The sequence below is a fragment of the Shewanella sp. HL-SH4 genome (assembly GCF_051164845.1).
GTDB classification, from domain to species: domain Bacteria; phylum Pseudomonadota; class Gammaproteobacteria; order Enterobacterales; family Shewanellaceae; genus Shewanella; species Shewanella glacialimarina.
This window is the reverse complement of sequence record NZ_CP195037.1, coordinates 3933649-3957296: the sequence shown is the minus strand read 5'-3', so window position 1 is coordinate 3957296 and position 23648 is coordinate 3933649. Positions and strand designations below refer to the sequence as shown.

14 protein-coding genes are annotated in these 23648 nt (G+C 42.3%); 10 read left to right on the top strand and 4 right to left on the bottom strand.

Translation table 11 applies throughout. The annotated features are described in order from the left end of the window. Positions 1-223: 223 nt before the first annotated feature. The 3 genes from ACRWQL_RS18310 to fucP form a co-directional block, all read right to left on the bottom strand. On the bottom strand, positions 224-2308 hold the full coding sequence (locus ACRWQL_RS18310; protein ID WP_434951469.1) for a family 16 glycosylhydrolase: 2085 nt from the start codon (positions 2306-2308) through the stop codon (positions 224-226). A 149-nt stretch (positions 2309-2457) separates the two neighbouring features. Then, positions 2458-5079 (bottom strand): glycoside hydrolase family 3 protein, encoded by a 2622-nt coding sequence (locus ACRWQL_RS18305; protein WP_434953423.1) that lies wholly within the window; start codon positions 5077-5079, stop codon positions 2458-2460. A gap of 68 nt (positions 5080-5147) precedes the next feature. Then, positions 5148-6461 carry an L-fucose:H+ symporter permease gene (fucP, locus tag ACRWQL_RS18300; protein WP_434951468.1) on the bottom strand — a complete coding sequence of 438 codons (1314 nt, stop codon included), beginning with the start codon at positions 6459-6461 and terminating at the stop codon, positions 5148-5150. Between the two features lie 311 nt (positions 6462-6772). Between fucP and ACRWQL_RS18295 the strand changes: the two genes are divergently transcribed. The 10 genes from ACRWQL_RS18295 to ACRWQL_RS18250 all read left to right on the top strand — a co-directional run bounded on the left by ACRWQL_RS18295 (position 6773) and on the right by ACRWQL_RS18250 (position 22827). Further along, positions 6773-8101: a GH1 family beta-glucosidase gene (locus ACRWQL_RS18295; RefSeq protein ID WP_434951466.1), complete on the top strand. Its 1329-nt coding sequence runs from the start codon at positions 6773-6775 to the stop codon at positions 8099-8101. Between the two features lie 34 nt (positions 8102-8135). After that, positions 8136-9461, top strand: coding sequence for a glycoside-pentoside-hexuronide (GPH):cation symporter (locus ACRWQL_RS18290; RefSeq protein ID WP_434926445.1), 1326 nt, complete (start codon positions 8136-8138; stop codon positions 9459-9461). Positions 9462-9589: 128 nt separating this feature from the next. Beyond that, positions 9590-10591 (top strand): LacI family DNA-binding transcriptional regulator, encoded by a 1002-nt coding sequence (locus tag ACRWQL_RS18285; protein ID WP_434951464.1) that lies wholly within the window; start codon positions 9590-9592, stop codon positions 10589-10591. A gap of 395 nt (positions 10592-10986) precedes the next feature. Further along, positions 10987-13986 (top strand): TonB-dependent receptor, encoded by a 3000-nt coding sequence (locus tag ACRWQL_RS18280; RefSeq protein WP_434951462.1) that lies wholly within the window; start codon positions 10987-10989, stop codon positions 13984-13986. A gap of 327 nt (positions 13987-14313) precedes the next feature. After that, positions 14314-15921 (top strand): tryptophan halogenase family protein, encoded by a 1608-nt coding sequence (locus ACRWQL_RS18275; RefSeq protein WP_434951460.1) that lies wholly within the window; start codon positions 14314-14316, stop codon positions 15919-15921. A 64-nt stretch (positions 15922-15985) separates the two neighbouring features. Further along, entirely contained in the window at positions 15986-16717 is a 732-nt protein-coding gene (locus ACRWQL_RS18270; protein ID WP_434951458.1) for a SapC family protein, read from the top strand. 4 nt (positions 16718-16721) lie between these two features. Beyond that, positions 16722-17798: a cupin-like domain-containing protein gene (locus ACRWQL_RS18265; protein ID WP_434951456.1), complete on the top strand. Its 1077-nt coding sequence runs from the start codon at positions 16722-16724 to the stop codon at positions 17796-17798. A 99-nt stretch (positions 17799-17897) separates the two neighbouring features. After that, positions 17898-19385 carry a tryptophan halogenase family protein gene (locus ACRWQL_RS18260; RefSeq protein ID WP_434951454.1) on the top strand — a complete coding sequence of 496 codons (1488 nt, stop codon included), beginning with the start codon at positions 17898-17900 and terminating at the stop codon, positions 19383-19385. A 46-nt stretch (positions 19386-19431) separates the two neighbouring features. Then, on the top strand, positions 19432-20193 hold the full coding sequence (locus ACRWQL_RS18255; RefSeq protein WP_434951452.1) for a DUF6445 family protein: 762 nt from the start codon (positions 19432-19434) through the stop codon (positions 20191-20193). A 15-nt stretch (positions 20194-20208) separates the two neighbouring features. Further along, positions 20209-22827: a glycoside hydrolase family 3 C-terminal domain-containing protein gene (locus ACRWQL_RS18250; RefSeq protein WP_434951451.1), complete on the top strand. Its 2619-nt coding sequence runs from the start codon at positions 20209-20211 to the stop codon at positions 22825-22827. Between the two features lie 140 nt (positions 22828-22967). Here the strand turns inward: ACRWQL_RS18250 and ACRWQL_RS18245 are convergent, their stop codons facing one another. Beyond that, on the bottom strand, positions 22968-23645 hold the full coding sequence (locus ACRWQL_RS18245; RefSeq protein ID WP_434953422.1) for a Bax inhibitor-1 family protein: 678 nt from the start codon (positions 23643-23645) through the stop codon (positions 22968-22970). Between the last annotated feature and the right edge of the window lie 3 nt (positions 23646-23648).

Sequence of the window (23648 nt, the reverse complement as noted above, 5' to 3'; positions counted from 1 at the left end):
TAGCAAAACGCTTGGTTCATTAAAACATTCAACAATGGCATATTATGCCATTATTAAGATCATTGATTTATAACTATTTGATTGTACTTCTATCAAAAACAACTAACTTGGACTTGATACTATGCTAAGCACTGAGTCAGGCAAAGAAAACAGTGCGTTTTTGCATTCGTATTCAATAAAAACACTCATAATAAGATGCACTTAAATCAGTGTAGCCCTGAGCTTATTGGGTCAGCTTAATATTATCAATTTGCAACACCACACCTTGTTGGTCGCCCCACTTAGGAAAAATAACAATCGGGGTATCAACTTTGGCTAAATCCAGACTTGAGCCGTTGTTAGCCACCAGATCAGTTAATGCAATATCATAATGGGTCCATACACCTACGTCGGGAGGCATTATGTCAAAATCTCCAGAACTACACGGGGTTTGACAGTCCATTTTAATCTTCATACTTCGCACTTCACGCAGATCTGTCACCACATTCAAATCGAATGATAAGAAGTTAAACCGGCTGAAATCCATCACAGTGCCACTGCTTTGATAAAATCCTACAGCTTCATTGGTGTTAAAGGTTAATTGGGTCACTATTTTATGTTCGCCTCCAACATCAACTTGCTCCTCTAGTAATTGTCCAGATGCAGCAAACAGACCAAAAGCATAGGGCGCCACAGCGGCATCATCATATACCACCAATTCAGTCTGCTGAGCCACTTGGTATTCATAACGAATATTATCCAGTTTTAATACCACAGGTCCTGTTGGTTCGATAACAAATGGATTAACAACATCGGTTAAATTGACCGTACTGCCGGGTGAAAAGCGATTACCACCGTCCACAAGACTGGCAAATGATATTCTGACTTCTTGCCATTGATTGAGGTTATCCGGCAGTGAAATACTGATATCGCCAGTATTTGGCCAACCACTATCCACTTTAACCAATACTTCTGTTCCCTCTCCAATTGAGGTCACATTGATATCAAATACTAGCTCACCGAGCTCTTGCCAATGGGATAAATCAACTCGAGGAGAATATTCAAAAAATAGATTACCTACCGCTGCTGTTTTGGTAATTTCTAGGACCTCACCACGCACATCATCGCTGCCAACTTGATAGGATATAGCACCATCAGGATTATAACTTCCAAAAGATAAATCTGTGTTAAGTGCAATGGCATCGGCATAACTAAATAGGCTAAAAGTGGGCCCTTGACCAAATTGCGTATCCGGTATCACAATCTCTGGGGCGCTGTGACCCGGCACAATAATCGCCGCATCATCAATAGTGGCGCAACCTGCTCCCGTATTTGGAGAGTCGGCGCATTCATACACACGCACATAATCAATTTGCATTGCCTGAGGGAACACACTTTCATCAATACCCGTATTATTGACATTCGCCGCCCAAGACCCGCCAACTGCAAGATTCAATAACATATGAAATTGTTGATTAAAAGGTGCATCATCGGGTGCATTGACAGTATTGCCATTTTCATCAATGTATTGGCTATACCAACCAGATGAGCGTTGCGTCGCATAATGAACATCATCAACATACCAACGGATCTCATCTTCTTGCCATTCTAGGGCGTAAACATGAAAATCATCGGAAGGGTTTTGTGCGTTAGGTAAAGCGTAATCTTGTCCACTGTAAACATTATTCGGCCAGGTTTTGCCAAAATGCAGTGTGCCGTGAACCGCTGATTCAGGTTCGCCTCCATTGGTCACCGTTTTTAAGTTAACGGCTTCCATGATATCTATTTCACCCGATCCCGCCCAAGGGCCATATACCCAGTCAGTTGGCAACATCCAAATAGCAGGCCATGTGCCCTGGCCTTGCGGTAATTTAGCGCGAATTTCAAAACGGCCATATTTCCAGTCACCTTTATTTTTGGAGACTAACCTTGCCGAGGTATAGTCCAAAGTTTTAGAAGTATCTAAAGGATCATAATTTGGATCAGAGTCATTCACCGCAGGCCCAGAGAATGTCTCTCTTAGGGCGGTGATGGTTAATAACCCTTGCGCCACCTGCGAGTTTTCAGATCTTGCGGTATAACATTGGGCTTCGTCATTACCACCACCAAAACAATCAACTGCAAAACTCCACTTGCTGCTATCAACTTCAGTACCGTCAAATTCATCTTGCCAAACCATTTGCCAACCCGTAATGCTTGTGGGAGGTGTTGCTTCAACTTCTTCAATATCGGTGGGGTTGTCTGAACCACACCCTAATAAAAACAGTCCTGACAAGGCAATCGCGGTGATATTAAGCTTAAAAGGTAGCCAATTTACTTGCTGGTTCATTTTTGCTCCTGAACGAAATTTAATCGCGCTTTGTCAATAACGGCGCCCAACTCAGGGCCCATCAACTGCTTTCACTCGGCACATTTTTGCATGCACTTAGCTAAGCTTTACTGACATCAGCAAAGCTTAGCCGCACTGTGGCTTAATGATTAATTACATTGAATAGTATTTGGTTGATAGTTTGCTTGAATAATGACATCGCTAAAGCTCAGTTCAACCTTAGCGTCTGTTGCAAGGAAAAAAGGCGATACAATTTTGCCAAAATCCATTGACTCAGATGCAAAACAATTCAATGCCACACTGACATTGTTCCACTCGCCAACAGTCACTTGCTTGCTAATGTCGTACTGAGGACGACAATCGCCTTCACACGCCATACCCAGCCACAAAGGTTGAGTTAATGCAGTGTCAACCTTAATACTAAACGACAACGCCGAATCAGTATTACTATAGGCACGAAAATCTCTTGGGAAATTACTCAGTAAACCCACTGTACCTAGTTCAGTACCATTAAATGTCACTAAACGGGCATCTTCTTGAACAACTCTGTCCATGGTGCGAATTTTAAGCGCACTATTTTTAGCCACACTGCTGCTGAGTCCTTCTCGCTGCGTTGCTGTAGCAATAAACATTGACCATGGCGATTTAACCGCACGTTCAAATAACGCTAAATCTTCAAGAGATTGAGTTGATGACAAATTATCTTCTGATAAATTATCTAAGGTGATGACATCTGTTGGTGCGGATTGATAGCTTAAACCGTAACCATAGGGAATAAGTGGTTGATAATTGCTGTTTAACGCAACTAATGCTTCCGTTTCTAAAGGCACATTGACTGAAGTTTGTTGCGGGTTAGCCGGCCATGAAAATGATAACTTACCGACAAAATCATAGTTAACTTTACCCTCTGCATCAGTAAACAATACATCTGCAATCCCATTACCTTCCGAACCGGGTAACCAAGCTGCAACAAAAGCATCCGACTGATTAAGTTCTGCATTAACCCACATTGGTCGGCCGCTGATAAACACCGACACCACAGGTATGCCTTGTGCTTTAAGCTTTTTAAGTAATGCTAAATCACGTTTATCACCGCGTTGATATTCTACATTATCAATGTCGCCATTACCTTCGGCATAAGGCTCTTCACCAAACACCACTATGGCCACATCCGGCTTTTTCGCCAATTCAAACTCACCATTGGCACTTAATATCGCTTTGCCGCCAGCTTGGGTAATGACATTATCAATGCCAGCGAAAATAGACGTTGCCCCAGGAAAATCACTGTTTTCATTGTCAGTACCTTGCCAAGTAATTGTCCAACCACCTGATTGCTTACCGATATTATCTGCAGCATCACCAGCCACTAATACGGTCAACTTAGGCGATAATGGCAATAAATTTTGTTTATTTTTTAACAACACGAGTGATTCACGCACCGCTTGCCTTGCAACTTCACGATGACTGGCTTGACCAATTAACTCAGTTTTCCCCGAAAGTGGTCGCTTAGCAGGACTAGGTTTATCAAATAATCCAGCACGAAATTTAACCCGTAAAATACGCGTCACTGCATCATCAATTCTAGACTGGGCAATTTCACCACTGTTAACTTGCTCAATTGTATTGTAATACAGGGGTTTCCACGCAGCGGTTGGCACCATAAAGATATCCAGTCCGGCATTCGCCGCTTGCGCACATGATTCATTAGTACAACCAGGCACTTGTCCATGGCCGTTCCAATCACCCACAACAAAACCATCAAAGCCAAAGCGACCTTTTAGTACATCCGTTAGTAAGTATTGATTACCGTGAATTTTATCGCCGTGCCAGCTGTTAAATGAAGCCATAACAGATTGAGCGCCAGCAGATAAACCACCGACATAGCCTTGGGCATGAATAGCATATAAATCTTGTTCGGAAGCAACATTATCCCCCTGATCTATGCCCTTTTCTGTGCCGCCGTCACCGATAAAATGCTTTACCGTTGACAACACATGTTGATCACTTAAAAAATCACCATTTACAGCACCTTGCAGACCTTCAACTATCGCAAAGGCATAATCCCTGACAATACGAGGATCTTCAGAATACCCTTCATAAGTACGGCCCCATCGGTCATCACGAACCACGGCAACTGTAGGTGCAAATACCCAATCAATGCCCGTTACCATGACTTCTTTGGCGGTAATTGCGGCTATTTTTTCGATTAACGCTGGATTATCTGCAGCACCTAAACCAATGTTGTGCGGAAACAAAGTCGCACCAATCACATTGTTATGGCCATGAACCGCATCAGTGCCCCACATTGTCGGAATCGCTATCCCGTCAACAGAATCATCTATCGATGCTTGATAAAAATTTTCAGCCAGTTTTATCCAATCAGCTGGCGTAGCATGCTTATCGTTATTGGGATAAGCACCACCGCCATTTAGGTATGAGCCAAAACCATATTTACGCATATCCTCAACCGTGATATCACGAATTTCAGGTTGGATCATTTGCGCCACTTTTTGATCAAGTGTCATGGTCACTAATAATTTGGCAATTTTATCCTCTAATACAGGATCAACTGCTATAGCCGGTGCTTGCTGAGGCCAAAGACTAATATCTTTAGCTGGCACAGCCTGCAAATTTGCCGCAGAGGTATCAACTACAACCGCAAGAGTCTTATCAGCACCCTCTACCGGAGTAGATACAGCCTGAGGCTGACAGCCGATTAATCCCAAACCCATTAAGGTCGATAAGGTTAGCATAGTACGGCTCAACGGCATCACTGCGGATAAACTATGGCGCACAGCAGAATCATTTTTTGTTGTGTTAAATAACATTTTAAGATCCTTTAAATTGACTCGTTAGGACGGTTAGCATTACAGCCAATGAGTCCGTAATAACCAATAAAACCATAACAAAGCAGTGGCAATACAAACGCTACTTGAATACCAAATGAATCGGCTAACATCCCTTGTAACAATGGCACTACAGCGCCACCGACAATGGCTAAACATAAAATGCCTGAACCTTGGCTGGTATATTGTTTTAAATCCTGTAACGCCAAACTGAATATCGTTGGGAACATAATTGAATTACAAAGCCCGACTAACAGTAACGCCCACATCGCCGTCGTACCCTGGGAAAATATCGCCGTAGCCACCAGTAAACAAGCAAAAATAGCGTTAAACGCTAGCACCTTACCGGCGTTAATTTTCTGCATTACCAAAGCGCCAATAAAGCGTCCGACCATGGCACCACCAAAATAGTAAGCTATGTATTTAGCCGCCTGTGATTCTGTTAACCCACCAATTTCATCTTGGGTTAGGAAGTTAATCAAAAAGCTACCAATACCCACCTCTGCCCCCACGTAGACAAAAATCCCCACCGCGCCTAACACTAAATGTGGATAACGCCATGCGCTACCAGAGCCAGATTGATGGCTTTCGCTTGGATCCTTTTTACCTAACAAGGGTAATTTTAAAAACATAAAAATAATTGCTAGCAGAAATAATGCGGCCGCAAGAATTAAATATGGCACTTGTACCGTACTGGCTTGCTCAGCAACCGTTAAAGTAGCGATAGCTTGATCTAGCTCAGTAACCGAATCAGGATGTTCAATAGTTGATAGAATTAACCAACTGCCAAAGAATGGCGCAACTGTTGTCCCCAATGAGTTAAATGCTTGGGTCATAGTTAAACGTGATGAAGCAGTATTTGCTGGCCCTAAAGTACTGACATACGGATTAGCAGAAACCTGTAAAATAGTAATCCCAGAGGCCAACACAAAAAAAGCAAATAAAAACATATTGTAAGAAGCTAAACTGGCAGAAGGATAAAATAATAAACACCCTATGCAGGCAATAATTAAACCAGCGATAATACCTTTTTGATAGCCGATTTTACCGACTAGATTACCTGCAGGAATAGATACAATGAAGTATGCACCGAAGAAACAAAACTGCACCAACATGGCCTGGGTATAACTTAAATCAAACATGTTTTTTAAATACGGAATGAGGATGTCATTCAAACACGTTAAAAATCCCCACATAAAAAATAGTGACGTTAATGCAATTAACGCAAAACGATACTTCCCTGGCTGATGCAGTGCATCTTGTGCCACGGTAGTTTGAATTGATGCATCAGAAGTTGCCCCGGCCATATGTTTCCACCTGTTATAGTTATATGTTTGTTTAAAAGCGTGTGTAAAACAAGTTATCGCGTTTTTACGCTTAAAACTTGTATTGACCTTTTGATAATTAATCACTAGTCTCAATGTAAGCGCTTTCATTTTTAACATAACGATAACCGATGTCAACGATTTTTGATTCAAACTAAACATTTTTTGACGTGATTGGTCAACAACGAAGATAAACCGTGAAGTGATGCAAACGCGCACTTAAAGACTTTACTCAGCCAATTTCGTTTCGACATAACATGGGTCAATTCAAACAAAACTAAGTGAATAGAAATATGAAAATAACCTTACCCGCTACATCACCTATGCTTTCTAAGGATTTTACATTTGGAGTGGCTACCGCCTCATTTCAAATTGAAGGCAGCGCACACAATCGCTTACCGTCTATTTGGGATACATTTTGTGCAACCCCCGGTAAAATTAGTGACGGTTCTGATGGAAAGCAAGCATGTGAGCATGTGAAGCTATGGCAACAGGATGTTGAGCTTATTGAATCACTGGGGGTTGATGCTTATCGTTTATCTATTTCATGGCCTCGAGTCATAAAGCAAGACGGCAGCCTGAACTCAGAGGGTGTTAACTTTTATATCCAGTTATTAGATAGCTTACTTGCTAAGGGCATAAAACCTTATGTCACTTTATATCACTGGGATTTACCGCAGCATATTGAAGACAACGGTGGCTGGCTCAATCGCAGCACTGCATATTTATTTCAAGACTATGCCAGCAAAATAGTGGCAGCATTGGGTGACAGAGTGCATTCTTACGCTACCTTTAATGAACCTTTTTGCAGCGCATTTTTAGGCTACGAAATTGGTATCCATGCACCAGGCAAAGCCAAGGTCGCTTATGGTCGTCAAGCTGCACACCATATATTGTTAGCGCATGGCTTAGGTATGCAAGTGCTACAAAAACAAAGTCCTCATACTCTTAATGGCATTGTGCTTAATTTTACCCCTTGCTACCCACACTCATATAACATCGCTGATATTAACGCAGCCAAAAAAGCCGATGAGTATATGAATCAATGGTACATCAAGCCGCTTTTTGATAAATGCTATCCGGATATCATTAATGACTTATCTGATGATGTCCGCCCGGTGGTTGAAGCTGGCGACTTTGATATCATTGCGCATAAAATCGATTTTTTAGGCATTAATTTCTATACTCGTGCAGTATATCAAGCCCATCCAGAAACCATTTACGCTCAAGTGGACATGGTCAATGCGCCGAAAACGGACATGGGCTGGGAAATATACCCACAAGCCTTTACCGATTTATTAGTGTCGCTGAGTCAAACTTACCCTTTACCGCCTATTTACATTACCGAAAATGGTGCAGCAATGCCTGATCAGTTAATTGACGGTCAGGTCAATGATGTCGATCGTATCGAGTATTATCAATCGCACCTCAATGCAGTAAACAATGCTATAACCCAGGGCGTTAATGTGGCGGGTTATTTCGCCTGGAGCTTGATGGATAATTTCGAGTGGGCGGAAGGATATTTAAAACGATTCGGTATTGTATATGTTGATTATCACACTCAACAACGTACCATAAAAGCCAGCGGTAAAGCCTACCGTGACTTAATTAGCTCTCGTTAGAAGCGTCATAAAATCAGAATAATAAGAGGCTAGTATGATCAGCATAAAAGAGAAAATCGCCTACGGATTAGGTGATACTGCCAGTAATATTGTGTTTCAAACTGTGATGTTATTTCTCACCTTTTTTTATACCGACATTTTTGGTATATCGCCCGCATTTGTGGGCACGATGTTTTTAGCTGTTCGCTTAATTGATGCGATAACCGACCCCTTAATGGGGGCGTTAGCAGATAGAACCAATACTAAGTGGGGTAAATTTCGCCCCTACTTACTGTGGTTTGCGTTGCCATTTGGGGTGATCAGTGTGCTGGCGTTTACCACGCCTGATTTGTCTGAAGATGGTAAAATGATTTATGCCTTTGTCACTTACACGGCATTAATGATGGTTTATACCGCTATCAACATACCTTATTGTGCGTTAGGTGGCGTATTAACTGCCGATCCTAAAGAGCGTGTATCGGTGCAATCATATCGCTTTGTGTTTGCTATGTTAGGCGGTCTACTGGTATCTGGATTAACTCTCCCACTGGTCGAGTTTTTAGGCCAAGGCGATCAAGCCAAAGGGTATCAACTGACGATTGCTGCGATGAGTATTTTAGGCGTAGCGATGTTTCTAACTTGCTTTTGGGGCACTAAAGAGCGTTTACATCCACCTATTGATCAGCAATCTAGCTTTAAACAGGATTTAGCTAATTTGTTAAAAAATGATCAATGGCGAATACTGTCAATAGCTTCTGTGTGTTTGCTTTCTGGTATGGTACTCAGAACCAGCTTGGCGATTTACTACGTTAAATACTTTTTGAACATGCCTGATTCTATTACCTTATTTATTACCTTAGGTATGTTGGGTAACATTTTTGGTTGTATGTTAGCAGAGCCGCTAGCCAAAAAAGTCTGTAAAGTTAAAGCCTATATAAGCTTACAGGTTATTGCAGCTGCGTTATGTATTGCCAGTTACTTTGTCACCGCAGACCAAACGACACTTGCCTTTATTATGTTTATTGCTTGGGGTTTTACCTTCAACATGGCCACTCCCCTTTTATGGGCAAAAATGGCAGATGCCGTTGATTATGGGCAATATAAAACCGGCGTCAGAATTACTGGGATGATTTATTCATCAATAATTTTCTTTATTAAGTTGGGCGTTGCTGTTGGCGGCGCTGCTGCAGGTTGGTTATTGTCTGGTTATGGTTATCAAGCTGATACAGCTCAAACACCTGAAACCTTAGAGGGTATATTAATGTCGTTTACCTTATTTCCTGCTATTGGCTCAATTCTTGTTGCCGTTGTGATGAGTTGGTATAAATTAGACTCTGCCAAGGTAGATGAAATTCATTTGCAACTGAATAAGCAAACCTAGTGGTTATCGATGAGTTTAATCACAAATACTTTCAATATTTTTGGTTTTTATTTGTTTGATTTCCAAATGTAATAGAAACCATGTTAACCTTCTGCCGATTTTAATTTATACAAGAAGCAAGCAAAAATATGGCGACAATTTACGATGTTTCAATACTGGCAGGTGTCTCACTCGCGACCGTATCGCGGGTGATGAATAACAACACCAAGGTCAGTGATAAAACTCGACAAAAGGTGCTAGATGCTATGGCATCATTAGGTTATCGCCCTAATACTATTGCGCAATCGCTTGCTTCTAGTTGTTCAAATAGCATCGGGGTTTTGGTATCTCAACTCGATGGTCCATTTTATGGCCCAATGATGACCGAAATCGAAACGGCACTTCGCACAGCCAATAAACACGTCATCATTGCAGCAGGGCACGCTGATGAGGCGCAAGAAAAAGACGGTGTCGAGTTTTTATTGAGTCGAGGCTGCGATGCTCTCATTTTAGATGTAGAAGCGGTTTCTGATGAATACCTGATCGAACTGCATAAACAAAAAACCCCTGTTGTGTTGATCAACCGTTACATAGAAGCGTTAAAAGACAATTGTATTTATCTTGAAAATGAACGTGGTGGCTATCTGGCAACAGAATACATTTTATCTTTAGGTCATAAAGATATCGCCTACATTTCTGGGCCTATGTACAAACGAGATGCCAGAGACAGACTCCAAGGTCACCAAAGAGCATTAGCAGAGCATAAAGTCATGTTTGACCCTGCTTTGTGCTTTGAGGGAAACTTCCGTGAATTTGGCGGTAGCGATGGGATGAGGCATTTGCTCAGCTTAAATAAAAAATTTACCGCTGTAGTGTGTGCAAGTGACCAAATGGCATCAGGTGCGATAGCTATCTGTTTAGATAACGGTATCCGCGTGCCTGCTGATATCTCATTTATCGGTTACGATAACACCCCCTTCCCTCAATACATATCACCCAAGCTCACCACAGTCAGTAACCCGATTGATGAAATGGGTAAAATGGCAGCATTTTGGGTATTAAAAAATGTGTATAAAAATGACAAGGTCACTGTCGATTGTTCATTCTCACCAGCACTTTTCGTTAGAGAATCAGCAATAACGGCAAAGTAATCTTTGTCCTCATAAAAGCCAAAATGTAACTAAAACTTGTGTAAATGGCCATTTACACATCAGCTGAGTCAACTCTGCTTACTGCTACTTGAAACATATCCTCAATACCACAAAGAAAGCGCTTACAAATCCAACATCAAAGCAACACTAAGTATTTGCTATTAAATACAGACACCTATATAAAAAACCTATATAACACCTCACAAAAGTTAATGAATTGTTGATTTTAATTACCATTTATATTGACTCAGGTCACAAATTAATCTAGTTTTATGTAAGCGCTTACATAACTATTAACAACAATGTGACGCTAATAGAGAATTACAAATCGGTTTGCACTTTTTTTATGGGTGAACTATTAAAATAGTAAAATCTAGTCAATGGGGATTTCCTAGATGAAAACAAGAACATTTACCAAAACTAAGCTAGCGACGAGTCTATCACTTGTGCTTGGTCTCGGTTCAATGATGCCAGCTCATGCTGCTGATGAAGCTGGTGAAGAAAATATTGAAGTTATTCAGGTCTCGGGGATCCGTGGTAGTTTAATTAAATCGATGGATTTGAAACGAAGCTCAAATGGTATTGTCGATGCTATTAACGCCGAAGACATTGGCAAGTTTCCAGATTCTAACCTAGCTGAATCATTACAACGCATTACTGGTGTGTCCATTGACAGAAGTAATGGTGAAGGTAGCAAGGTCACTGTACGTGGTTTTGGTCCAGATCGTAACCTAGTCACCCTTAATAACCGTCAAATGCCAACCACTACAGGTTCGCGCTCATTTGACTTTGCCAACGTAGCCTCTGAATCAATCAGTGCCGTTGAAGTTGAAAAAACAAGCCAAGCAAAAAATTCAACCGGTGGTATTGGTGCAACAATCAATGTATTAACCCAGCGCCCACTTAGCTCTCCGGGTCAAAAGGCATCGTTTGGGGTTAAAGCCGTTGATGATACATCAACTGACAATGGCTCTGTTACCCCTGAATTATCAGGCCTTTACTCAAATACATTTGGTGATGACAAATTTGGTATTCTAATTTCTGGTAGCTATCAAGACCGCGAAAGTGGCAATCAGCAAGCCCAAGTCGGCACTGGTTGGCGCAGCTTTCCTGGCAGTGTTGACCAGGACTGGAGCGGTTCACCTGGTGCAAACCCTGAATGGGGCGGCGTGCCAAAAGATGCCAACCAAATTAACCGTCCTGGCGACAATGACGTTTATTCTGTACCACAAACCACTATTTACCGCTTTGAAGAACAACAACGTAGCCGTACAAATGGTCAATTAGTCCTTCAATATCAACCGATCGATTCTGTGCGTGCCACCCTCGACTATAATTACATGCAAAACGATGTTGATACTCAGTCACATGACGTTTCAGCATGGTTTAACTTTGTGCCAACTCAAGAAAGCACCTGGTCTGATGGCCCAGTATCTTCACCGCTAGTTTATTCTGAAACTTACCCAGACGGCGGCGCAGATTTATCTATGGCTGCTGGTGATTTCGGTACTCGCGATCAAAGTGGCTCTTTAGGCTTTAATGTTGAATGGGATGTGACTGAGAAACTATTACTTGAAGTCGATTATCACGATTCATATGCAGAGCGCACCCCAAATAACCCTAATGGTAGTAGCAGTAATTTAAGTACTGCAGCCTTTATCCGTACCAGTGCAGCAACTGATTTTAGTGGTGAAGTACCTGTACTAGCTGTCGGCAATGGAAATAATGTTCGCCCTGAAGATATGCGTATTACAGGTTCAGTGTTTGGTAACGCTGTAAATCGTTCTGAAATAGAACAACTGCAAATTTCTGGTAGCTATGATTTAGAAGATGCTGGCAGCATCGATTTTGGTATTGCAGCAACTGATGTCAATAACCACTCTCAATCGGTTAACGTGCAACGTAATGATTGGGGCGGAATTGGCGCAGCGGGTGATTTAGACGCCGCGTGGTTCCCTGCTGATACTGTTCAAGATAAATTTGATGGTTCAAAAGGCACGTTTTCTAATTACCAAGGTACAGCCTCAACCGATCCTTTAAACACTATTTTCCTATGGGACTTTGAAGCTGTTCGCGCTCGTGCAGCTGAACTGTATGCCTCAAGCGCTGTGGGTGATTGCGGTAACGGTTTCTGCCCATCTACTGATTATGCCAGTGACACTGACCGCTTCACTCAAGAGCAGTCACAATCAGCTTACTTACAATATAACTACTTCGGCGAAATGGCTAATATGCCATTTGATGTTCACTTAGGTGTTAGATATGAGCAAACTGATGTGGAATCAACCTCTGCAGTATCGGGTTATAACAGTGCAACCTGGATTGCTGAAACTGAAATTGCAATTAATCCATCGGGCGAGCGCGTATTCCAAACTCAAACCGGCGAATACGACTACTTCTTACCGAGTGTTAACTTCAATATTGAAGTGGTGGAAGATGTGTACGTTCGTGCAGCCTACAGCGAAACCATTGGTCGCCCAGACTACACCTCGATTCAAGGTGGTACAGTCATAGGCACATTGGCTAACCGTGGCGGTGGTAGTGGCACAAGTGGTAACCCAGGATTGTTGCCTTTAGAGTCAACTAACTATGATTTATCTGCTGAGTGGTATTTCGATCAAGGTAGTTATGTGTCAATGGGTTACTTCCGTAAAGATGTCACCAACTTTATCGATAACGGTGTAGTTGAGTCTAATATTTATAATATTGCTGACCCATCACACAGTGCTTATGTTGATGAAGCCATAGCAGCGGGTCAAACCACGGCAGTACAACAACGTCAATGGATTTATGACAATTACGGTGCAACTGATCCGAATGTGACCATTAACCCTGCTAACGGCAATATTGAAATCACCGGTAATGCGGGTGATGACGATTTAATATTCTTAATTAATCAACCAACAAATGACAGCGAAAGTTCTGTAATTGATGGTTGGGAATTTGCGGTACAGCACTTCTTTGGTGAATCAGGGATTGGTGTACAAGCTAACTACACCTTAGTTAACGCAGGTGACAGCTACGACAACAGCAACTTAAATCGCCCTGGCGATTTACCACAAAATGTTGAAGTGGGTATTAGTGACACGGCTAACCTAGTGGCTATGTATGAAAACTATGGCGTAACCGCCCGTGTTGCCTGGAACTGGCGTGATGAGTTCTTAAATGCAACCGGTAACGGAACAGGTGCAAACCCTCAGTACACCGAAGCTTACTCACAAATCGACTTTAGTGTGGGCTATGATATTGAGCAAGTTGAAGGCTTAACGGTTTTCTTTGAAGGCTTAAACATTACTAATGAATCTACACGTGTTCATGGTCGAGCCACAGAGCAAGTCCTAAACTACACCCAAACAGGTGCACGTTATGGCATAGGAGCACGTTACACCTTCTAAGCAATAGCTCATTCAATATCGTTCAATTGGATGAGCTTATTTCCCTTTTAGGTCGCTTGGGGCGCCGATACAGTCGCCCCTTTCTTTATAAGGATTATAAAACTCGGCGATAGGGATATTGCCAATTTTTTTGACTTTCACCCCAATAAAATTAACACTTGAAAGTGCTTATATTTTAATGAATTCTAAACAACACCCTAGATTAAGTGTTTTGCTGAGTACATTAACCTGTCAGTATTATCAACAAACGTGAATGCCATTATTCTAATATTAAAGCTTAATTGAACGCTTAAAACTAAAAATAATAACATGTAGTAGGCTAAGTAAATGCAAAAAGCAATCACCAAAATAGTCATAGTGGGCGGCGGTTCAGCTGGCTGGATAACTGCTGGATTAATTGCTGCCGAACACAATGCCGACAATGGTCAAGTGTCACCCTCGCCTAAACTCGATATCACCTTAATTGAATCACCCGATGTGGCCCCAATTGGTGTTGGCGAAGGCACCTGGCCTTCTATGCGTTCAACCCTGCAAAAAATTGGTATCGATGAAACCACATTTTTACTGCACTGCGATGCTAGTTTTAAGCAAGGTTCACGCTTTATTCATTGGCAAAACCAACTAAACTCTCAAAGTCATCAACCACACAGTTATGTGCACCCTTTTAGTTTGCCCATTGGTGAGCCTCAATTTGCTATCGCGCCTTTTTGGTTAGCACACCAAGATCAAGTCAGCTTTGCCGACGCCGTTTGCCAGCAAAATAAAGTCAGTCAACTGGCGTTAGCACCAAAGCTGATCACCACACCTGAGTTTAGTTTTATTAATAACTATGGTTATCACTTAAACGCCGCTAAATTTAGTCAGTTGTTACAACAACACTGCACTGAAAAACTGGGAGTAAAGCATATTGTTGATCATGTCATGGACATCAAAATTGCAAATCAAGCTGACCAGAGTGGATTACAAGCGGGTGATATTAGCCATGTGCTGACCAAACAAAATGGTGAAATCAGTGCTGACTTATTTATCGACTGCACCGGGGTTAAATCACTGCTGTTAGGTGAAACCTTAGGCGTGCCGTTTATCTGTCAAAAAAAGGTACTGTTTAATGACTCGGCACTTGCGGTGCAAGTACCTTATAGTGATGACAACAGCCCTATTGCTTCATGCACCCATTCAACTGCACAAACAAATGGTTGGATTTGGGACATTGGTTTACCTACCCGCCGTGGTGTAGGCCACGTGTATTCATCATCGCACACTAGTGATGAACAAGCTTTGAGCCAACTGATTGATTATCTTACCCCTGCACTGGGTAAAAAAGCCGCTGATATCAACCCACGTAAACTCAATATCAGTCCAGGACATCATCAAGTTTGTTGGAAAAACAACTGCGTAGCTATTGGTATGGCAGCAGGATTTATTGAGCCACTAGAAGCCTCTGCACTCGCACTGGTAGAGTGGACCGCCAAAGCGGTTGCGACTCAACTTCCTCCAACAAGAGATACGATGAACATGATTGCAGAACGGGTTAATGAGCAGTTTCAGCATCACTGGCAACAAATTATCGAATTCTTAAAGCTGCATTATGTTACTAGCCATCGAACCGACAGTGACTATTGGCATGATCATCGCCAAGCAAGCTCAATACCAGATGCCTTACAGCAACAATTAGCTTTATGGCGCCATCAGGTGCCAAGCCAGCAAGACTTTATTTACCGTGAAATGTTATTCCCCGCGGCAAGCTATCAATTTGTACTCTACGGTATGCAATATGACACCCAAATACCTGCACAACTTAAGCCGTCTATGAAGCATAAGGCCCAGCAGTTATTTACTGAAAATAGCCAACGAACACAGCAATTAACCCAAATATTACCGACCAACAGAGCGTTACTTAATAAGCTCAAACTGAACGGGTTTGCTAAAATTTAGTCAATGTGACGTGAGAAAGTCAGCATTAACTCAGATAGAAATACAATAAGAATAGGACAACAACATGACCCAACATGTATTACTCAATAGTGTCGACCACAAAGACCTTAAAATCATTACCGAGCGCTCGGCCAAGTATGGTGACAACTTATGGTACTCAGTCACTTTCCCGCTCGAATTTAGAAGTATTCAAGCCCACTATCCTATTTTTTTCCAAAAAGATCCCGCTACAGGACTATTTAACTCGGTGGCTTTATTTGGTTTTCAAAGTGAACAAAACTTATTCTTATCAGATAAAGGGTGGGACGCTTCTTATGTGCCACTAGCCATTCGTCGTCAGCCATTTCTTATTGGCAAGCAAATGGTGCAAGAAGATGGTGTTGAGCAGCAACAGCATGTTATTCACGTCGATTTAGATAACCCAAGGGTCAGCACTACTGAAGGTGAAGCGGTATTCCATCCTTTTGGGGGTAATACTGATTATTTAGACGAAGTTGGCGATATGCTCGCCGCTATTCATCAGGGGTTAAATGATAACAGCGCCTTTACAGCCATGTTACTCGAACATGACTTACTTGAATCATTCACCTTAGATATCGAATTAGATAACGGTGATAAGCATCAAATGATTGGTTTTTATACTATTAATGAAGATAAATTAAACCAACTTAGTGCTGATGTGTTGGCGACATTGCACCAGCATGGCTACCTACAAGCGATATACATGTCAATGGCATCACAGTCTAATATGCGTAACCTATTAGACCGTAAAAATGCGCAAAATAAAGCTGCATAGCCTGATGAATACACCATTGAATACGAGTAACCGCTCGGGGAAGCCTTCGTCGCAAGCTCCTGTCAATCAAGCATCAACTCATCGAGTGCCTGAATACACCGACTGCACAATCGCAGCATTGTATGAACGCATTAAAGATGCCGACACACCGATGATATTTAAAGGATTGTGCCGTCATTTCCCGCTAGTGCAAGCAGGTCTTGAATCTAGTCAGTCTGCGATGGATTATTTACTCAAGCATGACACTGAGCAGCCGTTAACAGCCTATTATTTACCGCCAGAGCAACAAGGCAGAGTATTTTATAACGAGGCGGTTGATGGGTTTAACTATCAAGCGGGTAAGTTAGCCTTAAGCCAAATTTTGGCGCGCTTACAAGCTGAGTCGACTGAAGCTGAACCCGCCAGTGTGTATATGGGCTCAACCAATATACATCAGTATTTTCCAAGCTTATTTGCCGAAAACTGTTTACAGCTTGAGCAAGTTAACCCGATGACCAATATCTGGTTAGGCAATCAAACCCGCGTGGCAGCTCACTTTGATTTCCCGCATAATCTAGCCTGTAATATGGTGGGTAAACGTACTTTCACCCTTTTCCCGCCAGATCAAATCGGCAACCTATACATTGGCCCCATGGAATTTGCCCCAGGCGGTCAAGAAATCAGCATGGTGAATTTTGATAAGCCAGACTTTGAACGCTTTCCAAAATTCGAACAAGCACTAGCAGCATCATTCACCGCAGCACTTGAGCCTGGTGATGTGTTATTTATCCCCAGCATGTGGTGGCACCATGTGCGCGGTATAGAAAACTTTAATGTACTCATTACCCATTGGTGGCGAGATACTCCAGGTTTTCTGGGTCGGCCAAATAACGCCCTATTACAAAGTATGCTTAGCCTACGATCTTTGCCTAAAGCACAACGCCAAGCCTGGAAAGCCATGTTTGAATATTACATATTCGACCATGATGACGTGGATGAAAGCCATATCCCCGATAGCGCTAAGGGCATGTTAACCAAGCCACTAGATGAACTGAATGCGCGAAAGCTACGAGCAGACTTAACCAATAAACTTAAGCGCTAACAGGCGCAATTAGGGTTTATAACATAGCAGTGCTGAATACCTAAAACGGCTGTTTATTTAAAGCGCAACAATAAAAATATCACGCATGAGGTACACCAAATGAATACAGCAGTTAAAAAAGTGGTTATTGCCGGTGGTGGTACTGCTGGCTGGATGGCCGCAGCGGCGCTAACCAAATTAATGGGTAAGCATATTGAAGTCGTTCTAGTAGAATCAGATGAGATTGGCACTGTCGGTGTGGGTGAAGCGACGATTCCCACATTGCATATTTTTCACCGTTTATTAGGCCTAAAAGAACAAGATATTATGGCCGCCACTAATGCTACCTTTAAACTTGGTATTAACTTTGAAAACTGGCACGACAAAGGTAAAGATTATCTGCATTCATTTGGTTTTTTAGGTAAAGATTGCTGGGCTTGTGGGTTTCAGCACTTTTGGCTAAAAGGCAAACAGCAAGGATTGGTCAGCGAAATTGGCGACTATTGCACCGAACATTTAGCTGCGCGCCAGGGGCGTTTTGCCGTGTTACCTAATCAAGACTACAACCACGCCTACCATATGGATGCCAGCTTATATGCTAAGTATTTACGCAAAATGGCAGAAGGTAATGGTTTAACCCGTATTGAAGGTAAAATAGCCGACGTTTTGCAACATGACAGCAATGGCTATATCAAAGCATTGCAGTTAGATAATGGCCAACTCATTGAAGGTGACTTATTCATCGACTGCACCGGCTTTAAAGCGTTATTAATAGAAGGTACGCTTAATACTGGCTTTGACGATTGGAGCCATTATTTACCGTGCGACAGTGCCATTGCAGTGCAAACTAAATCAGTTAACGCGCCGCTTGCTTATACCCGCTCCATTGCACGCGAGTCTGGTTGGCAATGGCGTATTCCATTACAAAGCCGCACAGGTAATGGTTTTGTATTTTGCAGTAAATACATGACTGACGATGAAGCAATTGACACCCTAATGGCTAACATTGAAGGCGAACCCTTAAATAAACCCCGAGTGATCAAGTTTAAAACCGGATCGCGTCGTCAACACTGGAATAAAAACTGCGTTGCAGTCGGTTTATCTGCCGGTTTTTTAGAGCCATTAGAATCCACCAGCATTCACCTTATTCAACGCAGCATAGTACGATTAATGCAGTTATTCCCATCGCAGGGGATTGATATTACTGATATTAATGAATTCAATCAGCAAACTAAGCTAGAAGTAGACAATATTCGCGACTTTATCATTTTGCATTATAAAGTCACCGACCGTGAAGACAGCCGCTTTTGGCGCTACTGTAAAAACATGCCGATACCAGCCTCATTACAGCATCGTATCGATATGTTCAGTCAATCGGGCAAAGTGTATAAATACGGCAATGAATTGTTTGGTGAAAGCTCGTGGATCCAAGTCATGATGGGACAAGGCATAATGCCTAAAGAATATCATCCAATTGTGGATATGATGGAAGACGATGAGTTGGCTAACTTTTTAAATAACATTAAATCGACGGCAAAACGAAAAGTCGATACCTTGCCGCCCCACTTTGATTTTATTAATCATTATTGTAAAGCCAATATAGATTAATTAGCGCTAACGTTCATCACACAATGACTCACTAAGGAGCTGCTGCATGTCGTCACCATCAACGACCCACGCGACTCATACACAAACCCAGCAAAATGCCACTAACAGTATTATTCAGGTTAGCGGCATTGAGCCGCAGATTTGTTATATCGGCAATGAACAAACCCCGATTATTATTATCGATAATTTTGCCGATGATCTCTCGCCGCTGTTGTCCATTGCCCGTCAACAAGCCAAGTTTATTAAAGATGACAGTTCATATTATCCAGGGGTGCGCGCACCATTACCTAACCCCTATGCCATTGAAGTCATTAATCAGGTATTTCAACTGATTTATGATGTTTACAAAGTGCCACATCATTTACGCATAAAACCGCAAATACTGTCATTTTCATTAATTAGCCAATCACCCGATAGCCTAATGCCATTACAGCGCTTACCGCACTTTGATACCCCAGAGCCGTATTACTTTGCCATTTTGCACTATCTCAATGACGGGCCACACGGTAACACGGCTTTTTTTAGGCATAAAAAAACCGCTTATGAGCGGATTGATGAAACCAAAATGGATCATTATTTTGAATCGGCTAAAGCCTTTTTAACTGACCATGCCAAAGACACGCCAGAGTACTTTGTCGACAGCGATGAACACTATGAGATCCATCATCAAATTGAATATAAGCCTAATCGACTGGTGATTTACCCGGGTAACTTGCTGCATTCAACCTTAGTAGACCTCAACACCGATATTGATGATGACCCGCATACCGGTCGCCTCACCGCCAACATTTTTATCAATTTCAAATAACACAGGAAACACGTTATGGTTACGCCAATGGGTATCACAACACCTTCTTACAAAAAGAAAGCGCTTACAACCAGTGTTTCAACGCTATTGTGTCTTAGTATTAACTCTACTGCCTTCGCAGCCCACCCCAATATTACTCCCCAAACAATACATGCGTTAACTGTGCTACCCGATAGCGAGAAACAACGTATTGGTGATCGTATCACCCAAGTTGAAGACCAAATAAAGCACTTATTACCGCAACTGACATTAACAGAGAAAGTGTCATTAGTGCACGCCGCAGGCAAGTTTCACATTCCCGCTATTGAACGTTTAGGCATTCATGAAATGTGGATGTCTGACGGACCACACGGTGTTCGCTATGAAATAGATAGAAACTCCTGGGCGCCAGCAGGCTGGAGCAACGATTACTCCACCTACTTACCACCACTGACAGCCGTTGCCGCCAGTTGGGATAAAAACATGGCCAGCTTACACGGTAATGTTTTAGGGGCAGAGGCACGCCACCGTAATAAAGACTTAATTTTGGGTCCAGGGGTTAACCTTGCCCGCTTGCCGTTATATGGGCGTAACTTTGAATATATGGGGGAAGACCCTTTTTTAGCCGCCGCACTTGTGGTGCCAACCATTAAAGCAATTCAAGCCAATGATGTCGGCGCGACCGTAAAACACTATGCCTTAAACAACCAGGAACTAAACCGCACTGGAGTGAATGCCAAACCCGATGAACGCACCTTGCGCGAAGTGTATTTACCCGCTTTTGAAGCCGCGGTAAAACAGGCTAACGTGCACGCGATTATGGGCGCTTATAACGAGTTCAGAGGCACTAACGCTAACCAGAGCGAACACCTTGTTAAGGATATTTTAAAAGGTGAATGGGGTTATCAAGGGGTATTACTGACCGATTGGAATGTCGACATCAACACCTATGATGCCGCAATGAACGGCCTAGACATTGAAATGGGCACTGATGTAGCCAGTTTTGATGACTACTTTATGGCAAAACCATTATTAGAGATGATCAAAGCAGGCAAAGTACCCGAGTCAGTTTTAGATGACAAAGTGGCTCTAATTTTACGGGTACAACTGAGCATTGGCATGATGGATAAGCAGCGCCTATCAGGCCAGCGTAATACTCAAGCACATAGAAACGATGCCCGCACCATTGCCACTAACGGAGTGGTACTGCTTAAAAATGATGAAAATGTGTTACCGCTGAATGCAGCAAAGCTTAAAAATGTATTGGTATTAGGTCCTAACGCCGATAAACGCCATGGCTTTGGTGGCGGCTCATCTGAAGTGAAAGCCCTATATGAAATTAGCCCACTAGATGGCTTAAAAGCCAAACTAGGCGACAAGGTCAAGGTCACCTTAATGCGCCCTGCTAGCAGCAAATTTATGCCTATTCCCAATGACTATCTCACTACCCGTCATTGGACCGGTACTCCCTCTTGGCAAATTAACTATTTCAATGATAATGCAATGACAGATTTGGCCAGTGAATCATGGATAGCCGATCCGCAATTTGATGCTAAAGGCCATACTCTATCAATTGAAATAAAGGCCAATATCAAACCAATGGAATCAGGCAGTCATAGCTTTAGTATTCAAGCCGATGGTCAAGTGGCACTGTACATCAATGATCAACCGCTCATCAACACATCAACCGCGCTGTCAGCCAAAATGCTAACCCAATCAATGCCTCTAGTGGCCGGCGAAACCTATGCGGTAAGCTTGCGCTACCAAGGTGATAAACAAGCCACGTTGGGCTGGGAAACGCCAAACAGCTTATATAACAGTGAGCAAGAATATTTAGCCGCAGCGAAAAAAGCCGATGCAGTTATTTATTTTGGCGGCTTAAGCCATGCCGACGATAGAGAGTCAATTGACCGTCCAGATATGATATTACCCGGCCAACAAGACGAAGTGATCGCTAAACTATTGCAGGCTAATGCCAATACCATAGTCATGATGATAGGCGGTTCAGCCGTTGAAATGCCCTGGGTCAACAAGGCTAAAGCATTACTTTGGGGTTGGTATGGCGGCATGGAAGCCGGTCATGCTTATGCAGACATTCTATTTGGTGATGCTAACCCGAGTGGTAAAATGCCAATCACTTTACCTAAAAAACTTACCGACACAGCGCCAATAGCCCTCAATGATTACCATGCGAAAGAGTCGCTGTATAGTGAAGGAGTTTTCATTGGTTATCGCTGGTTTGAGCAACAAAAAATTTCGCCATTATTCCCTTTTGGCCATGGCCTGTCTTACAGTCAATTTAACTATTCAGACGTTAAATTGTCCAGTAACAGCATAAAAGGAGACGACACATTAACCGTTACGGTCAACATCACTAACACCAGTAAAGTTGACGGCGCAGAAGTCGCACAGCTTTATTTACATGATATAAAAGCCAGTGTCCCTCGCCCACTAAAAGAGTTAAAAGGCTTTGATAAAGTCTGGTTAAAGGCCGGCGAAACCAAAACCGCCCAGTTCAACTTAACAAAGCGCGATTTGTCGTTTTGGGATGTGAACACTCATGATTGGCTAGCAGAGTCAGGCGAGTTTGAAGTGATGATAGGTTCGTCAGTGGTGGATATTCGGTTAAAAAAACGTTTTAGTTATCAGCGTTAAATACATTACACCCTAGAGAACTAAAGCCTAGGCTGAGAAGTCAGCCTAGGTTAAGTTATTTATATACATAAAGCGCTATGATTTCATACAACTCAAACCGATTAATATTTTGGCAGTCTATCCACCACACACATCGATAATTACTTTTTGCCCAGTATTCTTAAAATACGCAAAAATAAGTTAATGATGTCCATATAAAGTGCGGCGGCGCTGTCGATGGCGTTATCTAAGGTTTTAGGAATTTGGTTCGCTCGCCCCCAGTCATATCCAATGTAGCCACAGAATATCAATACCACTATCCAGTCTAGAATGCCGTGATGAACACCAAATACAAAAATTTCAATCAATTCAACCACGATAACCAACAATAAGGCTATTGTGAGCGCACCGGCTATTTTTTGAAAGAATGCCGGAAAAAGTGACCCTAGGCACATCATGCCTATTGTGACTAACCCGGTAATACGAATAGCCTCAGACACTAAAACTTCGTCATATTGACTGACCATTAAATTGATAATTAAAGCAAATGGCACCACAACAAAGTTGTAAACGACAGAGCTAACCAACTGATTATTAAAACGATTAAATAGACACATGCCTAAAAAACAGGAAGCGAAATAACCGATGAAAAAGACCCAAGGGTTAATTGCGGCTATAGATTCTGGTGACATGTTGGTAACCATTAGCCAATTGATGGCGAAACCCCAACAAAGGGTGAGTCCTATGGCAAAATTATACGCTGTGGCACTAATGATTTTATCTGTGGTTTGGGTTCTGCTAAATACATCAACTTCTATGTTTATTCCTATTTTTTTCATCAC